Source organism: Streptomyces sp. NPDC058375 (assembly GCF_042723425.1).
Lineage (GTDB): Bacteria > Actinomycetota > Actinomycetes > Streptomycetales > Streptomycetaceae > Streptomyces > Streptomyces durocortorensis.
In genome coordinates this window covers 1-13,602 of record NZ_JBHXJG010000203.1, presented here as the reverse complement: position 1 = coordinate 13,602, position 13,602 = coordinate 1, and the positions used below count along the sequence as shown (strand labels likewise).

At 71.4% G+C, this 13,602-nt stretch carries 13 protein-coding genes; 5 read left to right on the top strand and 8 right to left on the bottom strand.

All coding sequences use genetic code 11. From position 1 onward, the window contains the following. Positions 1-73 precede the first annotated feature (73 nt). The 7 genes from ACFWM7_RS26410 to ACFWM7_RS26380 form a co-directional block, all read right to left on the bottom strand. Positions 74-1,090, bottom strand: a complete 1,017-nt coding sequence (locus tag ACFWM7_RS26410) for a hydroxyacid dehydrogenase (protein ID WP_383264826.1) — start codon at positions 1,088-1,090, stop codon at positions 74-76. Next, a complete protein-coding gene (locus tag ACFWM7_RS26405; RefSeq protein WP_383264824.1) occupies positions 1,087-1,929 on the bottom strand; it encodes a carbohydrate ABC transporter permease in 843 nt (280 codons plus the stop codon). Before ACFWM7_RS26405 ends, ACFWM7_RS26410 begins: the two co-directional genes overlap by 4 nt. Then, entirely contained in the window at positions 1,926-2,906 is a 981-nt protein-coding gene (locus tag ACFWM7_RS26400; protein ID WP_383264821.1) for a carbohydrate ABC transporter permease, read from the bottom strand. The genes ACFWM7_RS26405 and ACFWM7_RS26400 overlap by 4 nt, the downstream gene beginning before the upstream one ends. Further along, positions 2,903-4,231: an ABC transporter substrate-binding protein gene (locus tag ACFWM7_RS26395; protein ID WP_383264818.1), complete on the bottom strand. Its 1,329-nt coding sequence runs from the start codon at positions 4,229-4,231 to the stop codon at positions 2,903-2,905. The genes ACFWM7_RS26400 and ACFWM7_RS26395 overlap by 4 nt, the downstream gene beginning before the upstream one ends. Positions 4,232-4,355: 124 nt before the next feature. Beyond that, positions 4,356-5,480: a substrate-binding domain-containing protein gene (locus ACFWM7_RS26390; protein ID WP_383264816.1), complete on the bottom strand. Its 1,125-nt coding sequence runs from the start codon at positions 5,478-5,480 to the stop codon at positions 4,356-4,358. 200 nt (positions 5,481-5,680) lie between these two features. Continuing rightward, positions 5,681-6,454: an SDR family NAD(P)-dependent oxidoreductase gene (locus ACFWM7_RS26385; protein WP_383264813.1), complete on the bottom strand. Its 774-nt coding sequence runs from the start codon at positions 6,452-6,454 to the stop codon at positions 5,681-5,683. Positions 6,455-6,639: 185 nt separating this feature from the next. Further along, complete coding sequence (locus ACFWM7_RS26380; RefSeq protein ID WP_383264811.1) at positions 6,640-7,308, bottom strand: MOSC domain-containing protein; 669 nt, start codon at positions 7,306-7,308, stop codon at positions 6,640-6,642. An 80-nt stretch (positions 7,309-7,388) separates the two neighbouring features. Between ACFWM7_RS26380 and ACFWM7_RS26375 the strand changes: the two genes are divergently transcribed. Further along, positions 7,389-8,279 (top strand): LysR family transcriptional regulator, encoded by an 891-nt coding sequence (locus ACFWM7_RS26375; RefSeq protein ID WP_205084485.1) that lies wholly within the window; start codon positions 7,389-7,391, stop codon positions 8,277-8,279. 130 nt (positions 8,280-8,409) lie between these two features. On the opposite strand, the gene ACFWM7_RS26370 is transcribed toward ACFWM7_RS26375, so the two are convergent. Continuing rightward, on the bottom strand, positions 8,410-8,751 hold the full coding sequence (locus tag ACFWM7_RS26370; protein WP_383264809.1) for a WhiB family transcriptional regulator: 342 nt from the start codon (positions 8,749-8,751) through the stop codon (positions 8,410-8,412). Positions 8,752-9,204: 453 nt separating this feature from the next. On the opposite strand from ACFWM7_RS26370, the gene ACFWM7_RS26365 reads away from it, so the two are divergent. The 4 genes from ACFWM7_RS26365 (at position 9,205) to ACFWM7_RS26350 (ending at position 13,553) form a co-directional block, all read left to right on the top strand. Continuing rightward, positions 9,205-9,816 carry a response regulator transcription factor gene (locus ACFWM7_RS26365; protein WP_003948568.1) on the top strand — a complete coding sequence of 204 codons (612 nt, stop codon included), beginning with the start codon at positions 9,205-9,207 and terminating at the stop codon, positions 9,814-9,816. A gap of 280 nt (positions 9,817-10,096) precedes the next feature. Further along, on the top strand, positions 10,097-10,672 hold the full coding sequence (locus ACFWM7_RS26360; protein WP_030084428.1) for a sigma-70 family RNA polymerase sigma factor: 576 nt from the start codon (positions 10,097-10,099) through the stop codon (positions 10,670-10,672). A 137-nt stretch (positions 10,673-10,809) separates the two neighbouring features. Then, a complete protein-coding gene (guaB, locus tag ACFWM7_RS26355) occupies positions 10,810-12,312 on the top strand; it encodes an IMP dehydrogenase (RefSeq protein WP_030084431.1) in 1,503 nt (500 codons plus the stop codon). Positions 12,313-12,428: 116 nt separating this feature from the next. Next, positions 12,429-13,553: a GuaB3 family IMP dehydrogenase-related protein gene (locus tag ACFWM7_RS26350; protein WP_383264805.1), complete on the top strand. Its 1,125-nt coding sequence runs from the start codon at positions 12,429-12,431 to the stop codon at positions 13,551-13,553. Positions 13,554-13,602: the final 49 nt, after the last annotated feature.

Here is a 13,602-nt window from a genome sequence, read left to right as displayed (position 1 = left end):
CGGTACGTCACCGAGGCCCGGCCCCCCCGGCGCGGGGGCGCCGGGCCTCGGTGGGTTCCGGGCCGGACACTTCCTAGGCCATGCGCGTCAGGTCCTCCGGTGTCACCGGGTCCGCGAACGGCAGCCCGCTCGCGTACCGCGCCACCTCGTCCAGCGCGAAGTCCGCCAGGCGGTGGATCTCGTCGCCCAGCGAACCCGCCACATGCGGGGTCAGCAGCACGTTCGGCAGGTCGTACAGCGGCGAGCCGGCGGGCGGCACCTCCGGTTCCGTCACGTCCAGCACCGCGTTCAGCCGCCCCGACACCAGCTCCGGCAGCAGCGCGTCGCCGTCGATCAGCGAACCCCGCGAGGTGTTGATCAGCGTCGCCCCGTCCGCCATCGCCGCCAACTGCGCCGCCCCGATCAGATGCCTGGTCGCGGGCAGTTCGGGCGCGTGGACGGAGACGATCCGGCTGCGGGCGCACAGCTCTTCCAGCTCCACCTTCTCCGCGCCCAGCCGGGCCGCCGCCCCCGTGTCCACGTACGGGTCGAAGAGCAGCACCTCCAGATCGAACGGGCGCAGCAGCTCGATCACCCGGCGGCCGATCCGCGAAGCGCCCACGATGCCCACGGCGTGCCGGTAGTTGCCGTGCCCCGTCAGCTCCGCCCGCCAGTCGTGCGGGACGCGCAGCTCCCGGTAGCGGTGGGCGGCGGGCAGCACGTTCTTCCCGGCGAACAGGATCGCGGCCAGCGTGTACTCCGCGACCGGCAGCGCGTTCGCCCCGGCCGCCGAGGTGACCCGGAGGCCGCGCTCCCAGCAGGCCGGGGTGATGTGGTGCTTGACGCTCCCGGCGGCGTGGACGACGGCCCGCAGCCGGGGGGCGGCGGTGAGGACGTCGGCGGTGAGCGGGGGCGCTCCCCAGCAGGTGATGAGCAGCTCCGCGTCGGCGAGCGCCCGGGCCACCTCGGGCGTCGGGTCGGTCAGCCGGTGGGCGCTCAGGGCGGGGTCGGTGTCGACGAGCGCGGTGAGGCGTGCCCGTTGTACGGGGGTGAAGAGGCGGTCCGCGATGCCGGGGCCCATGGCGAGGAGAGCGGTGGGTGTGGTGGTCATTTGACGCTTCCTGCGGTGAGGCCGGCCTTCCAGTGCCGCTGGAGCGTGACGAAGGCGATGATCAGCGGGGTGACGGCGAGGAGGGAGCCGGTGACGACCATCGGATAGAAGGACGGGTCGGCGTTGGCGTTGCTGTGCCAGTTGTACAGGCCCAGGCTGAGCGGATAGAGGTCCTTGTCCGACAGCATGACCAGGGGCAGGAAGAAGTTGTTCCAGATCGCGGTGAACTGGAAGAGGAAGACGGTCACGAAGCCGGGCATGACCATGCGCAGGCCGACCGACCAGAAGGCCCGCATCTCGCCCGCCCCGTCGATCCGGGCGGCCTCCAGGACCTCGTCGGGGATGTAGCCCGCGCTGAAGATCCGGGACAGATACACGCCGAACGGGTTGACCAGCGCCGGGATCAGGACGGCCCAGTAGGTGTTGACGGTGCCGGTCTCGACCGCCAGCAGATACAGCGGGAGCGACAGGGCGGTGGAGGGCAGCAGCACGCCCAGCAGCACCAGGGCGAACAGCTTCTCCTTGCCCCGGAAGCGGTACTTGTCGAAGGCGTACCCGGCGGCGACGCTGACCAGCGAGCAGCCGAGCGCCCCGATGCCCGCGTACAGCAGCGAGTTGCCGTACCAGCGGAAGTAGACGCCGTCCTGGTAGGCCGTCAGCTCGGACAGGTTGTGCGCGAGGTCGAAGCCCTGGAGGGAGAAGACGTCGCCGCCCAGCAGGTTGCCCGCGTCCTTGGTGGCCGCCGAGAGCAGCCAGACCAGAGGGAACAGGGTGTACACGGCGGCGATCAGCAGGACGACGTTGACCGCGGACTTCGACAGCCATCGGCCGGAGGTCATGGGCGTGCCTCCTTCCTACGGTTGGTGAAGCGCGTGACGACGAAGGAGAGCACGGCCGCGACCAGGGCGATCAGTACGGACGCGGCGGCGGCGAGGCCGTAGTCGTTGCGTTCGAAGGCGGCGCTGTACGCGTACATGTTCGGGGTCCAGGTGCTGGTCACAGCCGAGCCCGAACCGCGGCTGAGGATCAGGGGCTCGGTGAACAGCTGGAGCGAACCGATGACCGTGAAGAGCAGGACCATCACCAGCGACGAGCGGATCAGGGGGAGCTTGACGGAGAAGGCGATCCGCCAGTTCCCCGCCCCGTCGACGGTCGCCGCCTCCAGCAGCGAGCGGTCCACGGCCTGGAGGGCGGCGTAGAAGATCACCACGTTGTAGCCGAGCCACTGCCACAGCGCGATGTTCACGATGGAGGGGAGCGTGCCCTCGGAGGAGAAGAAGTCGAAGCCGACGCCCCCGGCCTCCATGGCGGCGACGACCGGGCTGAGCTGCGGGGTGTAGAGGTAGATCCAGATCAGCGCGGCGATCAGGCCGGGGATGGCGTGCGGCAGGAACAGCGCCAGCTGGAAGAAGCGGCGGGCGCGGGCCAGCGCGGTGTCCAGCAGCAGCGCCAGCACGATCGCTCCGCCGATCATCAGCGGGAGGTAGAGCGCGCAGTAGCCGAGCAGCACCCAGAATCCGTCGCGGAACGCCTGGTCGCCCAGGGCGTCCGCGTAGTTGCCCAGCCCGTCGAAGACGGTACGGGGGCCGTCGAAGCCGAGGCCGGACTGCTTCTCGGTGAAGAGGGAGAGCCAGAGCGCGTAGCCGACCGGGGCGATCATCGCCACGGTGAACAGGACGAAGAAGGGGGTGAGGAGCGTGCAGGCCGCCAGCCGGGTACGGGTGCGTGAGCTGAGGGCGGTGGAGCGGCGCGGGGTGCGGCCTCTGCCGAGGGCGCTCAGCGCTTTCGGCGCCCGCCCTCCGTCGTTGCCGCTCATGACGGCTCCTCGACCTTCAGACCGCGCTTCCTCAGGTCGGCGACGGTGGCCTCGTGGGCCCGCCGGAGCGCGCGCGGCAGGGTCGAGCCGCCGCCGACGACCTCGTCCAGCTCGTCGCCCAGCGCGGAGTTGGTCGCGCCGGGGCTCGGGCCCCACACCCAGTCGGGCCCGATGGAGTGGCCCGCCTCCTCGAACAGCCCGTACAGGTCCTGGCCGCCGTAGAAGCTCGTGTCGAACGCCTTCTTCGCGATCGGCACCATGGCGGGGGAGGCGGGCAGGGCGCTCGACGTGCTCGCCCCGATCCGGGCGTTGATCGCGTCCTCGTGCGTCGCCATCCACAGCGCGAACTCGACGGCGGCCGCGGTCTTGGTACTGCCCTTGCTGACCGCGAACGTGGAGCCGCCGATCATCCCGCTGGCCGGCCGGTCCGCCTCCGGGCTCGGCAGCGCCGCCGCCGCCCACTTCCCCTTCTGCTCGGGCACGATGCCCGCCAGCACGCCCGCGCCCCAGGACGCCCCGAGGTAGCCGACGGTGGTGCCCTGCTTCAGGGAGCTGGTCCACTCGGGGCTGAACGAGGACGCGGTGGAGACGAGCCGGTCGTCGATCAGGTCCTGCCAGTAGTTGGCCGTGCGCTCCGAGGCGGGATCCGTCGTGTCGATCCGCCAGGCGTCCGTCCCGGCCCGGAACCACTGCGCGCCCGCCTGCCACGCCATGGCCTGGAAGAACGTCGGGTCGTCGGGGAAGAAGGTGGCGATCCGGGTGTTCGGGGCGGCCTTCCGCACCTGCTCGGCCGCGCTCCGGAAGTCGTCCCAGGTGGCGGGCGGTTCGATGGAGTGTTCGGCGAAGAAGTCCTTGCGGTAGTAGAAGACCTGGGGCGCGGCGTCGAAGGGGACGGCCCAGTTCTTGCCGCCGAGCGTCGTCATCTCGATCGTCTGCGGCAGGAACTTCTTCTTGACGTCCTCGGTCAGATAGGGGCTGAGGTCCTGGAGCGACCCCTGGCTGACGAACGCGGACAGCTGCGGATACTCGATGGAGAGCAGATCGGGGGCGATGCCCGCCTTCACCGCGTTGGCGATCTTGGGGTAACCGCCGAGGCCGCCCGACGGTATCTCCTCGAACGTCACCCGGATCGTGTCGTGGGTCGCGTTGAACGCGTCCACGACCTCCTGGGATCCCTTCGTCCATGCCCAGAAGGACACGGTCACCGGGGCGTCGGCGGTACCTCGGGCGCGGGAGTCGTCGGCGCCGCCGCACGCCGTGACAAGGGCGAGGGCGGTGGCGGCGCCGACCAGCGCATGGACGGAACGGGACCAACTGCGGCTCACGGCATGGCTCCTGTACGGACGGTACGAGCTGGGTAGCCGCGATGTTTCGATCCCTCCTGAGCGAAGTCAAGAGCGAAAGATTGAATGATCGAATAATGATCGATTCGGGAGGGGGTGAAGAGGGTCAGACCGTCGCAAGACGGTCGGCGTCGCCCGCCCCCGGCCCCCCGCAGGATTCCCGTACCCGCAACGTCGGCAGCAGCGCCACGTGCCGCCGTGGCGGCTGCCCGTCCCCGCCCGGGTGCCGGGGCCCGGACAGCCGCTCCACCAGCAGCTCCGCCGCACCGCGCCCCACGTCCCGCTTGGGCGGGGCCACCGCGCTCAGCGGGGTGTCGGCGAGCGCGGCCACCTCGTCGTCGTACGTGATCAGCGCCAGGTCCTCGGGCACCCGCACGCCCAGCTCGGCCAGCCGGCGCACCAGCCGGATGGCCTCCTCGTCGTTGTGGACCAGCACCGAACTCGCCCGCCCCTCGCGCACCGCGTCACGCACCGCCAGCGCCGACCGCTCGAAGAGGGCCGGATCGCGGTCGGCGGAGACCGACGCGATCAGCGGCTCAGTCCCGGCGAGACCCAGCACGGCCAGCGCCCGCGTGAACCCGGCCCGTACCGCCAGGGCCGTCGGGCTGTCCGAACGGGCCACCAGCATCGGCGTCCCGTGCCCCAGCCGCACCAGGTGCCGAACGGCGAGGAGCACCCCGTGGGCGTGGTCCGAGCCCACCCGGTCCAGGCCCTCCAACGGGCTGCCGGGTGCGCCCTTCCGCTCCACCAGCACCTTCGCGCCGGGCAGCCGGGCCACCCACTCGCCGTACCGCTCCGGGTGGTCCGGCTCCGTCCAGCTCGGCGCCAGCAGCAGCCCCTGCGCCCCGGCCGCCAGCAGCCCGGCCGCGTGCGCCGCGTCGTCCTCGGGGCGGTAGTCGGTGACCCGCAGGATCAGCCGCGCGCCGAGCCGGGCGGCCGCCTCGTGCGCGCCCCGGATCACCTCGGCGAAGTAGTAGGCGGCGGCCGGGGCCAGCATCCCGATCACCGGACCGCCGCCCGCCGGCGTACCGGCCGGGCCCCGGTCGGCCGGCCAGGACACCGACCCGTGCGCCCGCTCCAGCAGCCCCCGGGATGCCAGCGCCTCGACATCGCGCCGGGCGGTGACGGTGGCGACGCCGAGCCGGTCCGCCAGGTCCGAGACCCGTACGGTGCCCCGCTCGCGTACGAGGTTCAGCAGCCGGTCATGACGTTCAGCAGCACCTTCGCGCACGGAGACAGCCCCCTGGAGCAGAAATGATCGAACCCTGAGCAACGGACGATCATTCGATCACAGGGCGGCCGGACACGGGAGGGGCCGAGCAACTCCCGTACGCCTCCCGTACCGCGTACCGGGGCGGACAAGCCGCCTCCGGACCGCATACCCAGGCGGACAAGCCGCCTCCGGACCGCGTACCGAAGTGGACAGGCCGCCTACTGCGGACCGTACTTGCGTCCCGTCCGCGAGGTGACCCCGCCGAGCAGCCCCCGCGGCGCGACCTTCACCAGCCCCATCAGCGCCTTGTAGCGCGGGTCCGGGATCGACACCGTCTTCCCCCGGGCCAGATCCGTCAGCGCGGAGGCCACCAGCTTGTCCGCGTCGAGCCACATCCAGCCCGGGATGTTGTCCGTGCCCATTCCGGCCCGCTCGTGGAACTCCGTCCGGACGAACCCGGGGCACAGCGCCATCAGCCGCACCCCCGACCCGGCCAGATCCCGCGCCGCGCCCTGGGTGAACTGCACCACCCAGGACTTGGACGCCCCGTACGTACCGCGCGGCACGAACGCCGCGACGGACGCCACGTTGACGACCCCGCCCCGGCCGCGCTCCTTCATCCCGGCGACCGCCGCCGAGGTCAGCCGCAGCACCGCCTCGCAGTGCACCTTCAGCATCGTCAGCTCATCGGCCATGGACACCTCCAGGAAGCGCCCCTTGTTGCCGAACCCGGCGTTGTTGACCAGCAGCTCGACCGGGTGCCTGCGGTCCGCGAGCCGCTTCTCGACCGCCTCGATCCCGCCGTCCGTGGACAGGTCGGCGCTCAGCACCTCGGCCTCGATGCCGTGCCGGTCGTGCAGTTCCGTGGCCTGCTCGCGCAGCCGTGCGGTGTCCCGCGCCACCAGCACCAGGTTGTGCGCCTGGGCCGCGAGCCGCCGCGCGAACGCGGCCCCGATGCCCGCCGTCGCGCCCGTGATCAGTGCAGTCGTCATACGCGGCACGTTAGTGCCCCGCACCGACCGGGACCTCACCCGCCCGCTGTCCCGGGGGAGGGGCGTCGGCGGCCCGAACCCATGCGGCGCGCCGCCTTCCGAGGTGTACGGATCGACATCGCGCGGAGTGACGCTGTGTCACCGAACCGGGTGCCGTCCTCGTACGGAACCGCCCCGCCCGGCCCTCAGCCCTGCTGCGCGGCGTACTCCCGGGCCTGCCGCAGTGCCTCGGGATGCAGCGCCTCTCCGGCGGCCAGCAGCGCGGGCAGCAGGGTGCGTTCGGTCGTCACCGCCCGGAACTGCAGGGCGGCGGTGACCTCGTGGTCCGGCCGGTGCACGATCTCGATGCGGTCCCCGGCGCGGACCGCGCCCGGTTCGATCACCCGCAGATACGCGCCGGTGGCGCCCTGCTGGGTGAACCGCCGCACCCATCCCTTCTCCCCGAGGTGGCCGGCGAAGGTCCGGCACGGGATGCGCCCGGAGGTCACCTCCAGCACCAGGTCCGACCCCACCCGCCAGCGCTCGCCGATCCGCGCGCCGCTGACGTCGAGGCCCAGGGTCGTGAAGTTCTCGCCGAACACCCCGTTGGCCAGCTTCCGGCCGCCCAGCTCCCGTTCCCAGGCGTCCAGCTCCTCGCGGGCGAAGGCGTACACCGCCTGGTCGCTGCCGCCGTGATGGCGCAGGTCGCACACCGCGTCCCCGGCCAGTCCGCTGCCGCCGACGCCCTTGGGCCCGGGTTCGAGAACCTCCACGGGGCCTTCCACCGGGCGCTTGTCGATCCCGGTGAGGCCATCGGGTCCGGCGGTCTGCGCGGAGGGGGTGGGGCGTCCGATGTTCACGGTCAGCAGCTTCATGCGCTCACGCTAACCGCCCCGATGTCAAAGTTCATCACCATTAATTCGCCCCTTCTCCAAGAGTTCCTTATGCTGGTGGAGTGATCGAAGCTCGCCACCTCCGTGTCCTGCGCGCCGTGTCCACCACCGGCTCGTTCTCCGCCGCAGCCCGCGAACTCGGCTGCACCCAGCCCGCCGTCAGCCAGCAGATGAAGGCCCTGGAATCCTCCGCCGGCACCACGCTGCTGATCCGCACCGGGCGCGAGATGCGCCTCACGCAGGCCGGCGAGGCGCTGGTACGGCACGCCTCCGGCATCCTCGCGGGGCTGACCGCCGCCGAGGAGGAGGTCGCCGCCATCGCCGGACTGCGGGCCGGCCGGGTCCGGCTGGTCTCCTTCCCCAGCGGCAGCTCGACCCTGGTCCCCGGGGCGCTGGCCGCCCTGCGCGCCGAACACCCCGGCACCAGGGTCTCGCTCGTCGAGGCCGAGCCGCCGCGCTCGGTGGACCTGCTGCGCGAGGGCGACTGCGACATCGCGCTGGCGTTCCGTTACGGGGCGACCGGCGGCGAATGGGACGACCTGGTGGTCCGGCCGCTGCTCACCGACCGGCTGATCGGCCTGCTGCCGGAGGGGCACCGGCTGGCGGAGGCGTCGAGCGTGTCCATCGGCGAGCTGGCCGAGGAGTCGTGGATCGCGGGCTGCCCGCGCTGCCGCCGGCAACTGGTCGAGGTCTGCGAGGAGTCCGGCTTCGCCCCGCGCATCGACTTCGCCACCGACGACTACCCGGCGGTGATGGGTCTCGTCGGGGCCGGGCTCGGGGTGGCGGTGCTGCCGGAACTGGCCGTCGAGTCGGTACGGGCCAAGGGGGCCAGGGCCGTGCCGGTCGAGCCCGCGATCGAGCGGGAGATCGTCGCGCTGACCCTGCCGGACCTGGCCCGGGTTCCGGCGGTGGCGGCCACCCTGGACCAGCTGGCGCGGACGGCCGCCCGCTGAGGCCGGGCGGGGCCGTGCAGCCCGGCGGCACACGTGCGGTGAGGGGTCCGGCCCCGCTGCGGCTGGGCGCGGGCCGGATGGCTGAAGGTGTCGAAGAAACGTTTCTTCGTTGCGGTGCGGCGTACGGGTGTCAGGGCGCGCCGGGGCCCGGGCCTGCGGTGGGGGCCCCGGACGGCGCGGCGGTGATCAGTCGGGTTCTGGCCCGGCCCATCAGCTCTTCGCGCTCGTCCTCCGTCAGGCCGCCCCACACGCCGTAGGGCTCTCGTACGGCCAGGGCGTGCGCCGCGCACTCGGCCCGTACCGGGCAGCGCATGCACACCTCCTTGGCGGAGGTCTCGCGGGCGCTCCGCGCCGCGCCGCGCTCACCCTCCGGGTGGAAGAACAGGGAGCTGTCCACGCCTCGGCAGGCGGCGAGCAGCTGCCAGTCCCACAGGTCTGCGTTGGGTCCGGGAAGGCGGGAGAAATCTGCCATTGCTTGTCCCCTCGGAGCTGTGCTGCGTCGGAAGCGGCATCCTCGACCGTCTGTGATCGACGGCCTGCTGTGTTCGGACCGTCTGTGATCGGTGTGACCGAAGTCTCGACCGTACATCTACGGTGCTAGTAGATGTAAATATGACTGATTGCGAATCTAGCCACAGACACCCTTGAAAGGGAAGAAAAGCTGCCAAATAGGGCACGCCGAGGAGTGAAGATCAAGTTGACGGGTGAATCACCCGCGCCGTTCTCCTCCGTATTCGGGCCTTCACGTAGAGTGCCGAACCCGGTCGCACGACCCGTAACTCTTTCGAGTGACCGTCGTTAAGGGAACGGATGCGGTTGACGGATATCCGGCTCGGGCACATGTCCGAGGGGGTCGACCGCACAGGTGACGACTTGTATCAGCCTGGAGGCTCAAGGTGACGCGCATCAGCTGCGGAGGACGGTCATGACATCCGTCCTCGTCTGCGACGACTCCCCGCTTGCCCGAGAAGCGCTCCGTCGCGCGGTGGCCACCGTGCCCGGCGTCGAGCGCGTGACGACCGCGGCCAACGGCGAGGAAGTCCTCCGCCGCTGGGGTGCCGATCGTTCGGATCTGATTCTGATGGACGTACGCATGCCCGGTCTGGGAGGTGTGGAGACCGTCCGGCGACTGCTCTCCGCCGACCCCGGGGCCCGGATCATCATGCTGACCGTCGCCGAGGACCTGGACGGGGTCGCGCTCGCGGTCGCCGCCGGGGCCCGCGGCTATCTGCACAAGGACGCCTCGCGCGCCGAGCTGCGGGCCACCGTCACCCAGGCGCTGGCCGACCCGACGTGGCGGCTCGCCCCGCGCCGGCTGCGGTCCGCCGAGATGGGGGCGGCTCCCACGCTCACCGCGCGGGAGATCCAGGTGCTCGAAGGCATGAGCCACGGCCGATCCAACGCGGAGATCGGCCGCGAGCTGTTCCTCTCCGAGGACACGGTCAAGACCCACGCCCGCCGTCTGTTCAAGAAGCTCGGGGCCTCGGACCGTGCCCACGCGGTGGCCCTCGGATTCCGCTGGGGCCTGGTCCGCTGACCACGCGGCCCGGGCCGCGCCCCGTCCGCAGACCGGCGGACGGGGTCACGGAGCGGGCCACCGGTTCCACACCCCGTATCCGGGCGCCCGCTCAGCGGTGCCATGTGACGCTTCCCGGCCGATGACGCATCCTTGAGTCGTGGAGTTCCTCAGGAACGATTCGGTCGAGCGGAAGGGGAGGGCGCAGGACATGACATCCGGCGCACCCGCTCATAACGCTTCGGTGCACAACTCGGGACGCGGTGGAGCGGACCGTACGGCATCAGGGCACCATGGTCCGATGCGTGACGACGAAACCACGGTGATCGGTGCCCTCGTGCACCGGGCCGTCGACGGCGACGCGCAGGCCACCCATGATCTGCTGGCCCACGTCCACCCCCTCGCCCTGCGCTACTGCCGCTCCCGGCTGAACCGCCTCCCCGGTGATGCTCGCCACTTCGTGGAGGACCTCGCGCAGGAGGTCTGCGTCGCGGTGCTGATGGCGCTGCCGCGCTACAAGGACACCGGCCGCCCCTTCGAAGCCTTCGTCTTCGCCATCGCCGGACACAAGGTCGCCGACCTCCAGCGCGCCGCGATGCGCCACCCGGGATCGACGGCCGTCCCCTCCGACGAGATGCCGGAGCGGCCCGACGACTCCCTCGGCCCGGAGGAGCGCGCCCTGCTCAGCAGCGATGCCGCCTGGGCCAAGAAGCTCCTCGCCAACCTCCCGGAGAACCAGCGCGAGCTGCTGGTCCTGCGGGTCGCGGTCGGGCTGACCGCGGAGGAGACCGGCCAGATGCTCGGGATGTCCCCGGGTGCGGTCCGGGTCGCCCAGCACCGCGCGCTCAGCAGGCTCCGGGCGCTCGCGGAGCAGTAACGGCACGGCGGGCTCCACTGCGACCGCCTCGTGCGAAGCTCCAGAACTGCCAAGTGATCTTGATCGTGGAATGAGACACCTCCCGGGGCCGTTAGCATGGACATCCGCACCGATCAAGGCCATTTGGGGAAGGTGTCATGACTGCAAACGTCGACGGAGTGCCCGAGAAATTCGCGACGCTCGGGTTGACCTACGACGACGTGCTGCTGTTGCCCGGCGCGTCCGAGGTCCTTCCCAACGCGGTCGACACCTCGACCCTCATCTCGCGCAACGTACGGGTGAACATCCCCCTGCTGTCCGCCGCCATGGACAAGGTGACCGAGGCCCGCATGGCCATCGCCATGGCCCGTCAGGGCGGCGTCGGCGTGCTGCACCGCAACCTCTCCATCGAGGACCAGGTGAACCAGGTCGACCTGGTCAAGCGGTCCGAGTCCGGCATGGTCACCGACCCGATCACCGTGCACCCCGACGCCACGCTCGGCGAGGCGGACGCGCTCTGCGCGAAGTTCCGCATCAGCGGCGTGCCGGTCACCGACGCCGCGGGCAAGCTGCTCGGCATCGTCACCAACCGCGACATGGCCTTCGAGTCGGACCGTACGCGCCAGGTGCGCGAGGTCATGACGCCGATGCCGCTCGTCACCGGCAAGGTCGGCATCTCCGGCGTCGAGGCCATGGAGCTGCTGCGCCGTCACAAGATCGAGAAGCTGCCGCTGGTCGACGAGGCGGGCCTCCTCAAGGGCCTCATCACGGTCAAGGACTTCAAGAAGGCCGAGCAGTACCCGAACGCCGCCAAGGACGCCGAGGGGCGGCTGCTGGTCGGCGCGGCCGTCGGCGCCAGCCCCGAGGCGCTGGAGCGCGCGCAGGCCCTCGCCTCCGCGGGCGTCGACTTCCTGATCGTCGACACCTCGCACGGCCACAACAGCAACGCCCTCGCCTGGATGGCGAAGATCAAGTCGAGCGTCGGCGTGGACGTCATCGGCGGCAACGTCGCCACCCGCGACGGCGCCCAGGCGCTGATCGACGCCGGTGTCGACGGCGTGAAGGTCGGCGTCGGCCCCGGCTCGATCTGCACCACCCGCGTGGTCGCCGGCATCGGCGTCCCGCAGGTCACCGCGATCTACGAGGCCGCGCTCGCCGCCCGTGCCGCGGGCGTCCCGGTGATCGGCGACGGCGGCCTCCAGTACAGCGGCGACATCGGCAAGGCGCTCGCCGCCGGCGCGGACAGCGTGATGCTGGGCAGCCTGCTCGCCGGGTGCGAGGAGTCCCCGGGCGAGCTGATGTTCATCAACGGCAAGCAGTTCAAGTCGTACCGCGGCATGGGCTCGCTGGGCGCGATGCAGTCCCGCGGCCAGGGCCGGTCCTACTCCAAGGACCGCTACTTCCAGGCCGAGGTCTCCTCGGACGACAAGCTCGTCCCCGAGGGCATCGAGGGCCAGGTGCCCTACCGGGGCCCGCTGGCCAACGTCCTCCACCAGCTCGTCGGGGGCCTGCGCCAGACCATGGGTTACGTCGGCGCCGCGTCCGTCGACCAGATGGAGAGCAAGGGCCGCTTCGTCCGGATCACCTCGGCGGGTCTCAAGGAGAGCCACCCGCACGACATCCAGATGACGGTGGAAGCGCCGAACTACAGCCGGAAGTAACGCGGGAAGTAACGCATCGGCGCAGGTGAGGGGCGGACCGGAGTTCCCGGTACCGCCCCTCACGTGTGCGTCGGGGATACTGGTCAGCGCAGACGTAGAGGGAAAGGCCACACATCGTGACTGAGATCGAGATCGGGCGCGGCAAGCGCGGCCGCCGGGCTTACGCATTCGACGACATCGCCGTCGTTCCGAGCCGCCGCACCCGTGACCCGAAGGAGGTCTCGATCGCCTGGCAGATCGACGCCTACCGCTTCGAGCTGCCGTTCCTGGCCGCGCCCATGGACTCCGTGGTCTCCCCGCAGCACGCCATCCGGATCGGCGAGCTCGGCGGCCTCGGCGTTCTGAACCTGGAAGGCCTGTGGACCCGGCACGCCGACCCGCAGCCGCTGCTGGACGAGATCGCCGAGATGCCGGTCGAGTCCGCGACCCGTCGGCTCCAGGAGATCTACTCCGCCCCCATCCAGGAGGAGCTGATCGGGCAGCGCATCAAGCAGGTGCGCGACTCCGGCGTCGTGACCGCCGCCGCGCTCTCCCCGCAGCGCACCGCCCAGTTCTCCAAGGCGGTCGTCGACGCGGGCGTCGACATCTTCGTCATCCGGGGGACGACGGTCTCCGCCGAGCACGTCTCGGGCGCGGCCGAGCCGCTGAACCTGAAGCAGTTCATCTACGAGCTGGACGTCCCGGTCATCGTCGGCGGCTGCGCCACGTACACCGCCGCCCTGCACCTGATGCGGACCGGCGCGGCCGGAGTCCTCGTCGGCTTCGGCGGCGGCGCCGCGCACACCACGCGCAACGTCTTCGGCATCCAGGTCCCGATGGCCACCGCCGTCGCGGACGTCGCCGGCGCCCGCCGCGACTACATGGACGAGTCCGGCGGCCGGTACGTGCACGTCATCGCCGACGGCGGCGTCGGCTGGTCCGGCGACCTGCCGAAGGCCGTCGCCTGCGGTGCGGACGCCGTGATGATGGGCTCCCCGCTGGCCCGCGCCACCGACGCGCCGGGCCGCGGCCGCCACTGGGGCATGGAGGCCGTCCACGAGGACGTGCCGCGCGGCAAGCTGGTCGACCTCGGCTCGGTCGGGACGACGGAGGAGGTCCTCACCGGCCCCTCGCACACCCCGGACGGCTCCATGAACATCTTCGGCGCCCTGCGCCGCGCGATGGCCACCACCGGCTACAGCGACCTCAAGGAGTTCCAGCGCGTCGAGGTGACGGTGGCGGACTCGCAGCACCGCCGCTGATCTCCCGTACGTACGCGGAAGGGCCCGGACCGATCACCGGTCCGGGCCC

Bases quoted from the DNA above. Each gene is read 5' to 3' on its own strand.
- ACFWM7_RS26410 (WP_383264826.1), bottom strand. From the start codon at position 1,090: ATGACCACCACACCCACCGCTCTCCTCGCCATGGGCCCCGGCATCGCG.
- ACFWM7_RS26405 (WP_383264824.1), bottom strand. From the start codon at position 1,929: ATGACCTCCGGCCGATGGCTGTCGAAGTCCGCGGTCAACGTCGTCCTG.
- ACFWM7_RS26400 (WP_383264821.1), bottom strand. From the start codon at position 2,906: ATGAGCGGCAACGACGGAGGGCGGGCGCCGAAAGCGCTGAGCGCCCTC.
- ACFWM7_RS26385 (WP_383264813.1), bottom strand. From the start codon at position 6,454: ATGACGACTGCACTGATCACGGGCGCGACGGCGGGCATCGGGGCCGCG.
- ACFWM7_RS26380 (WP_383264811.1), bottom strand. From the start codon at position 7,308: ATGAAGCTGCTGACCGTGAACATCGGACGCCCCACCCCCTCCGCGCAG.
- ACFWM7_RS26370 (WP_383264809.1), bottom strand. From the start codon at position 8,751: ATGGCAGATTTCTCCCGCCTTCCCGGACCCAACGCAGACCTGTGGGAC.
- ACFWM7_RS26365 (WP_003948568.1), top strand. From the start codon at position 9,205: ATGACATCCGTCCTCGTCTGCGACGACTCCCCGCTTGCCCGAGAAGCG.
- ACFWM7_RS26360 (WP_030084428.1), top strand. From the start codon at position 10,097: ATGCGTGACGACGAAACCACGGTGATCGGTGCCCTCGTGCACCGGGCC.
- guaB (WP_030084431.1), top strand. From the start codon at position 10,810: ATGACTGCAAACGTCGACGGAGTGCCCGAGAAATTCGCGACGCTCGGG.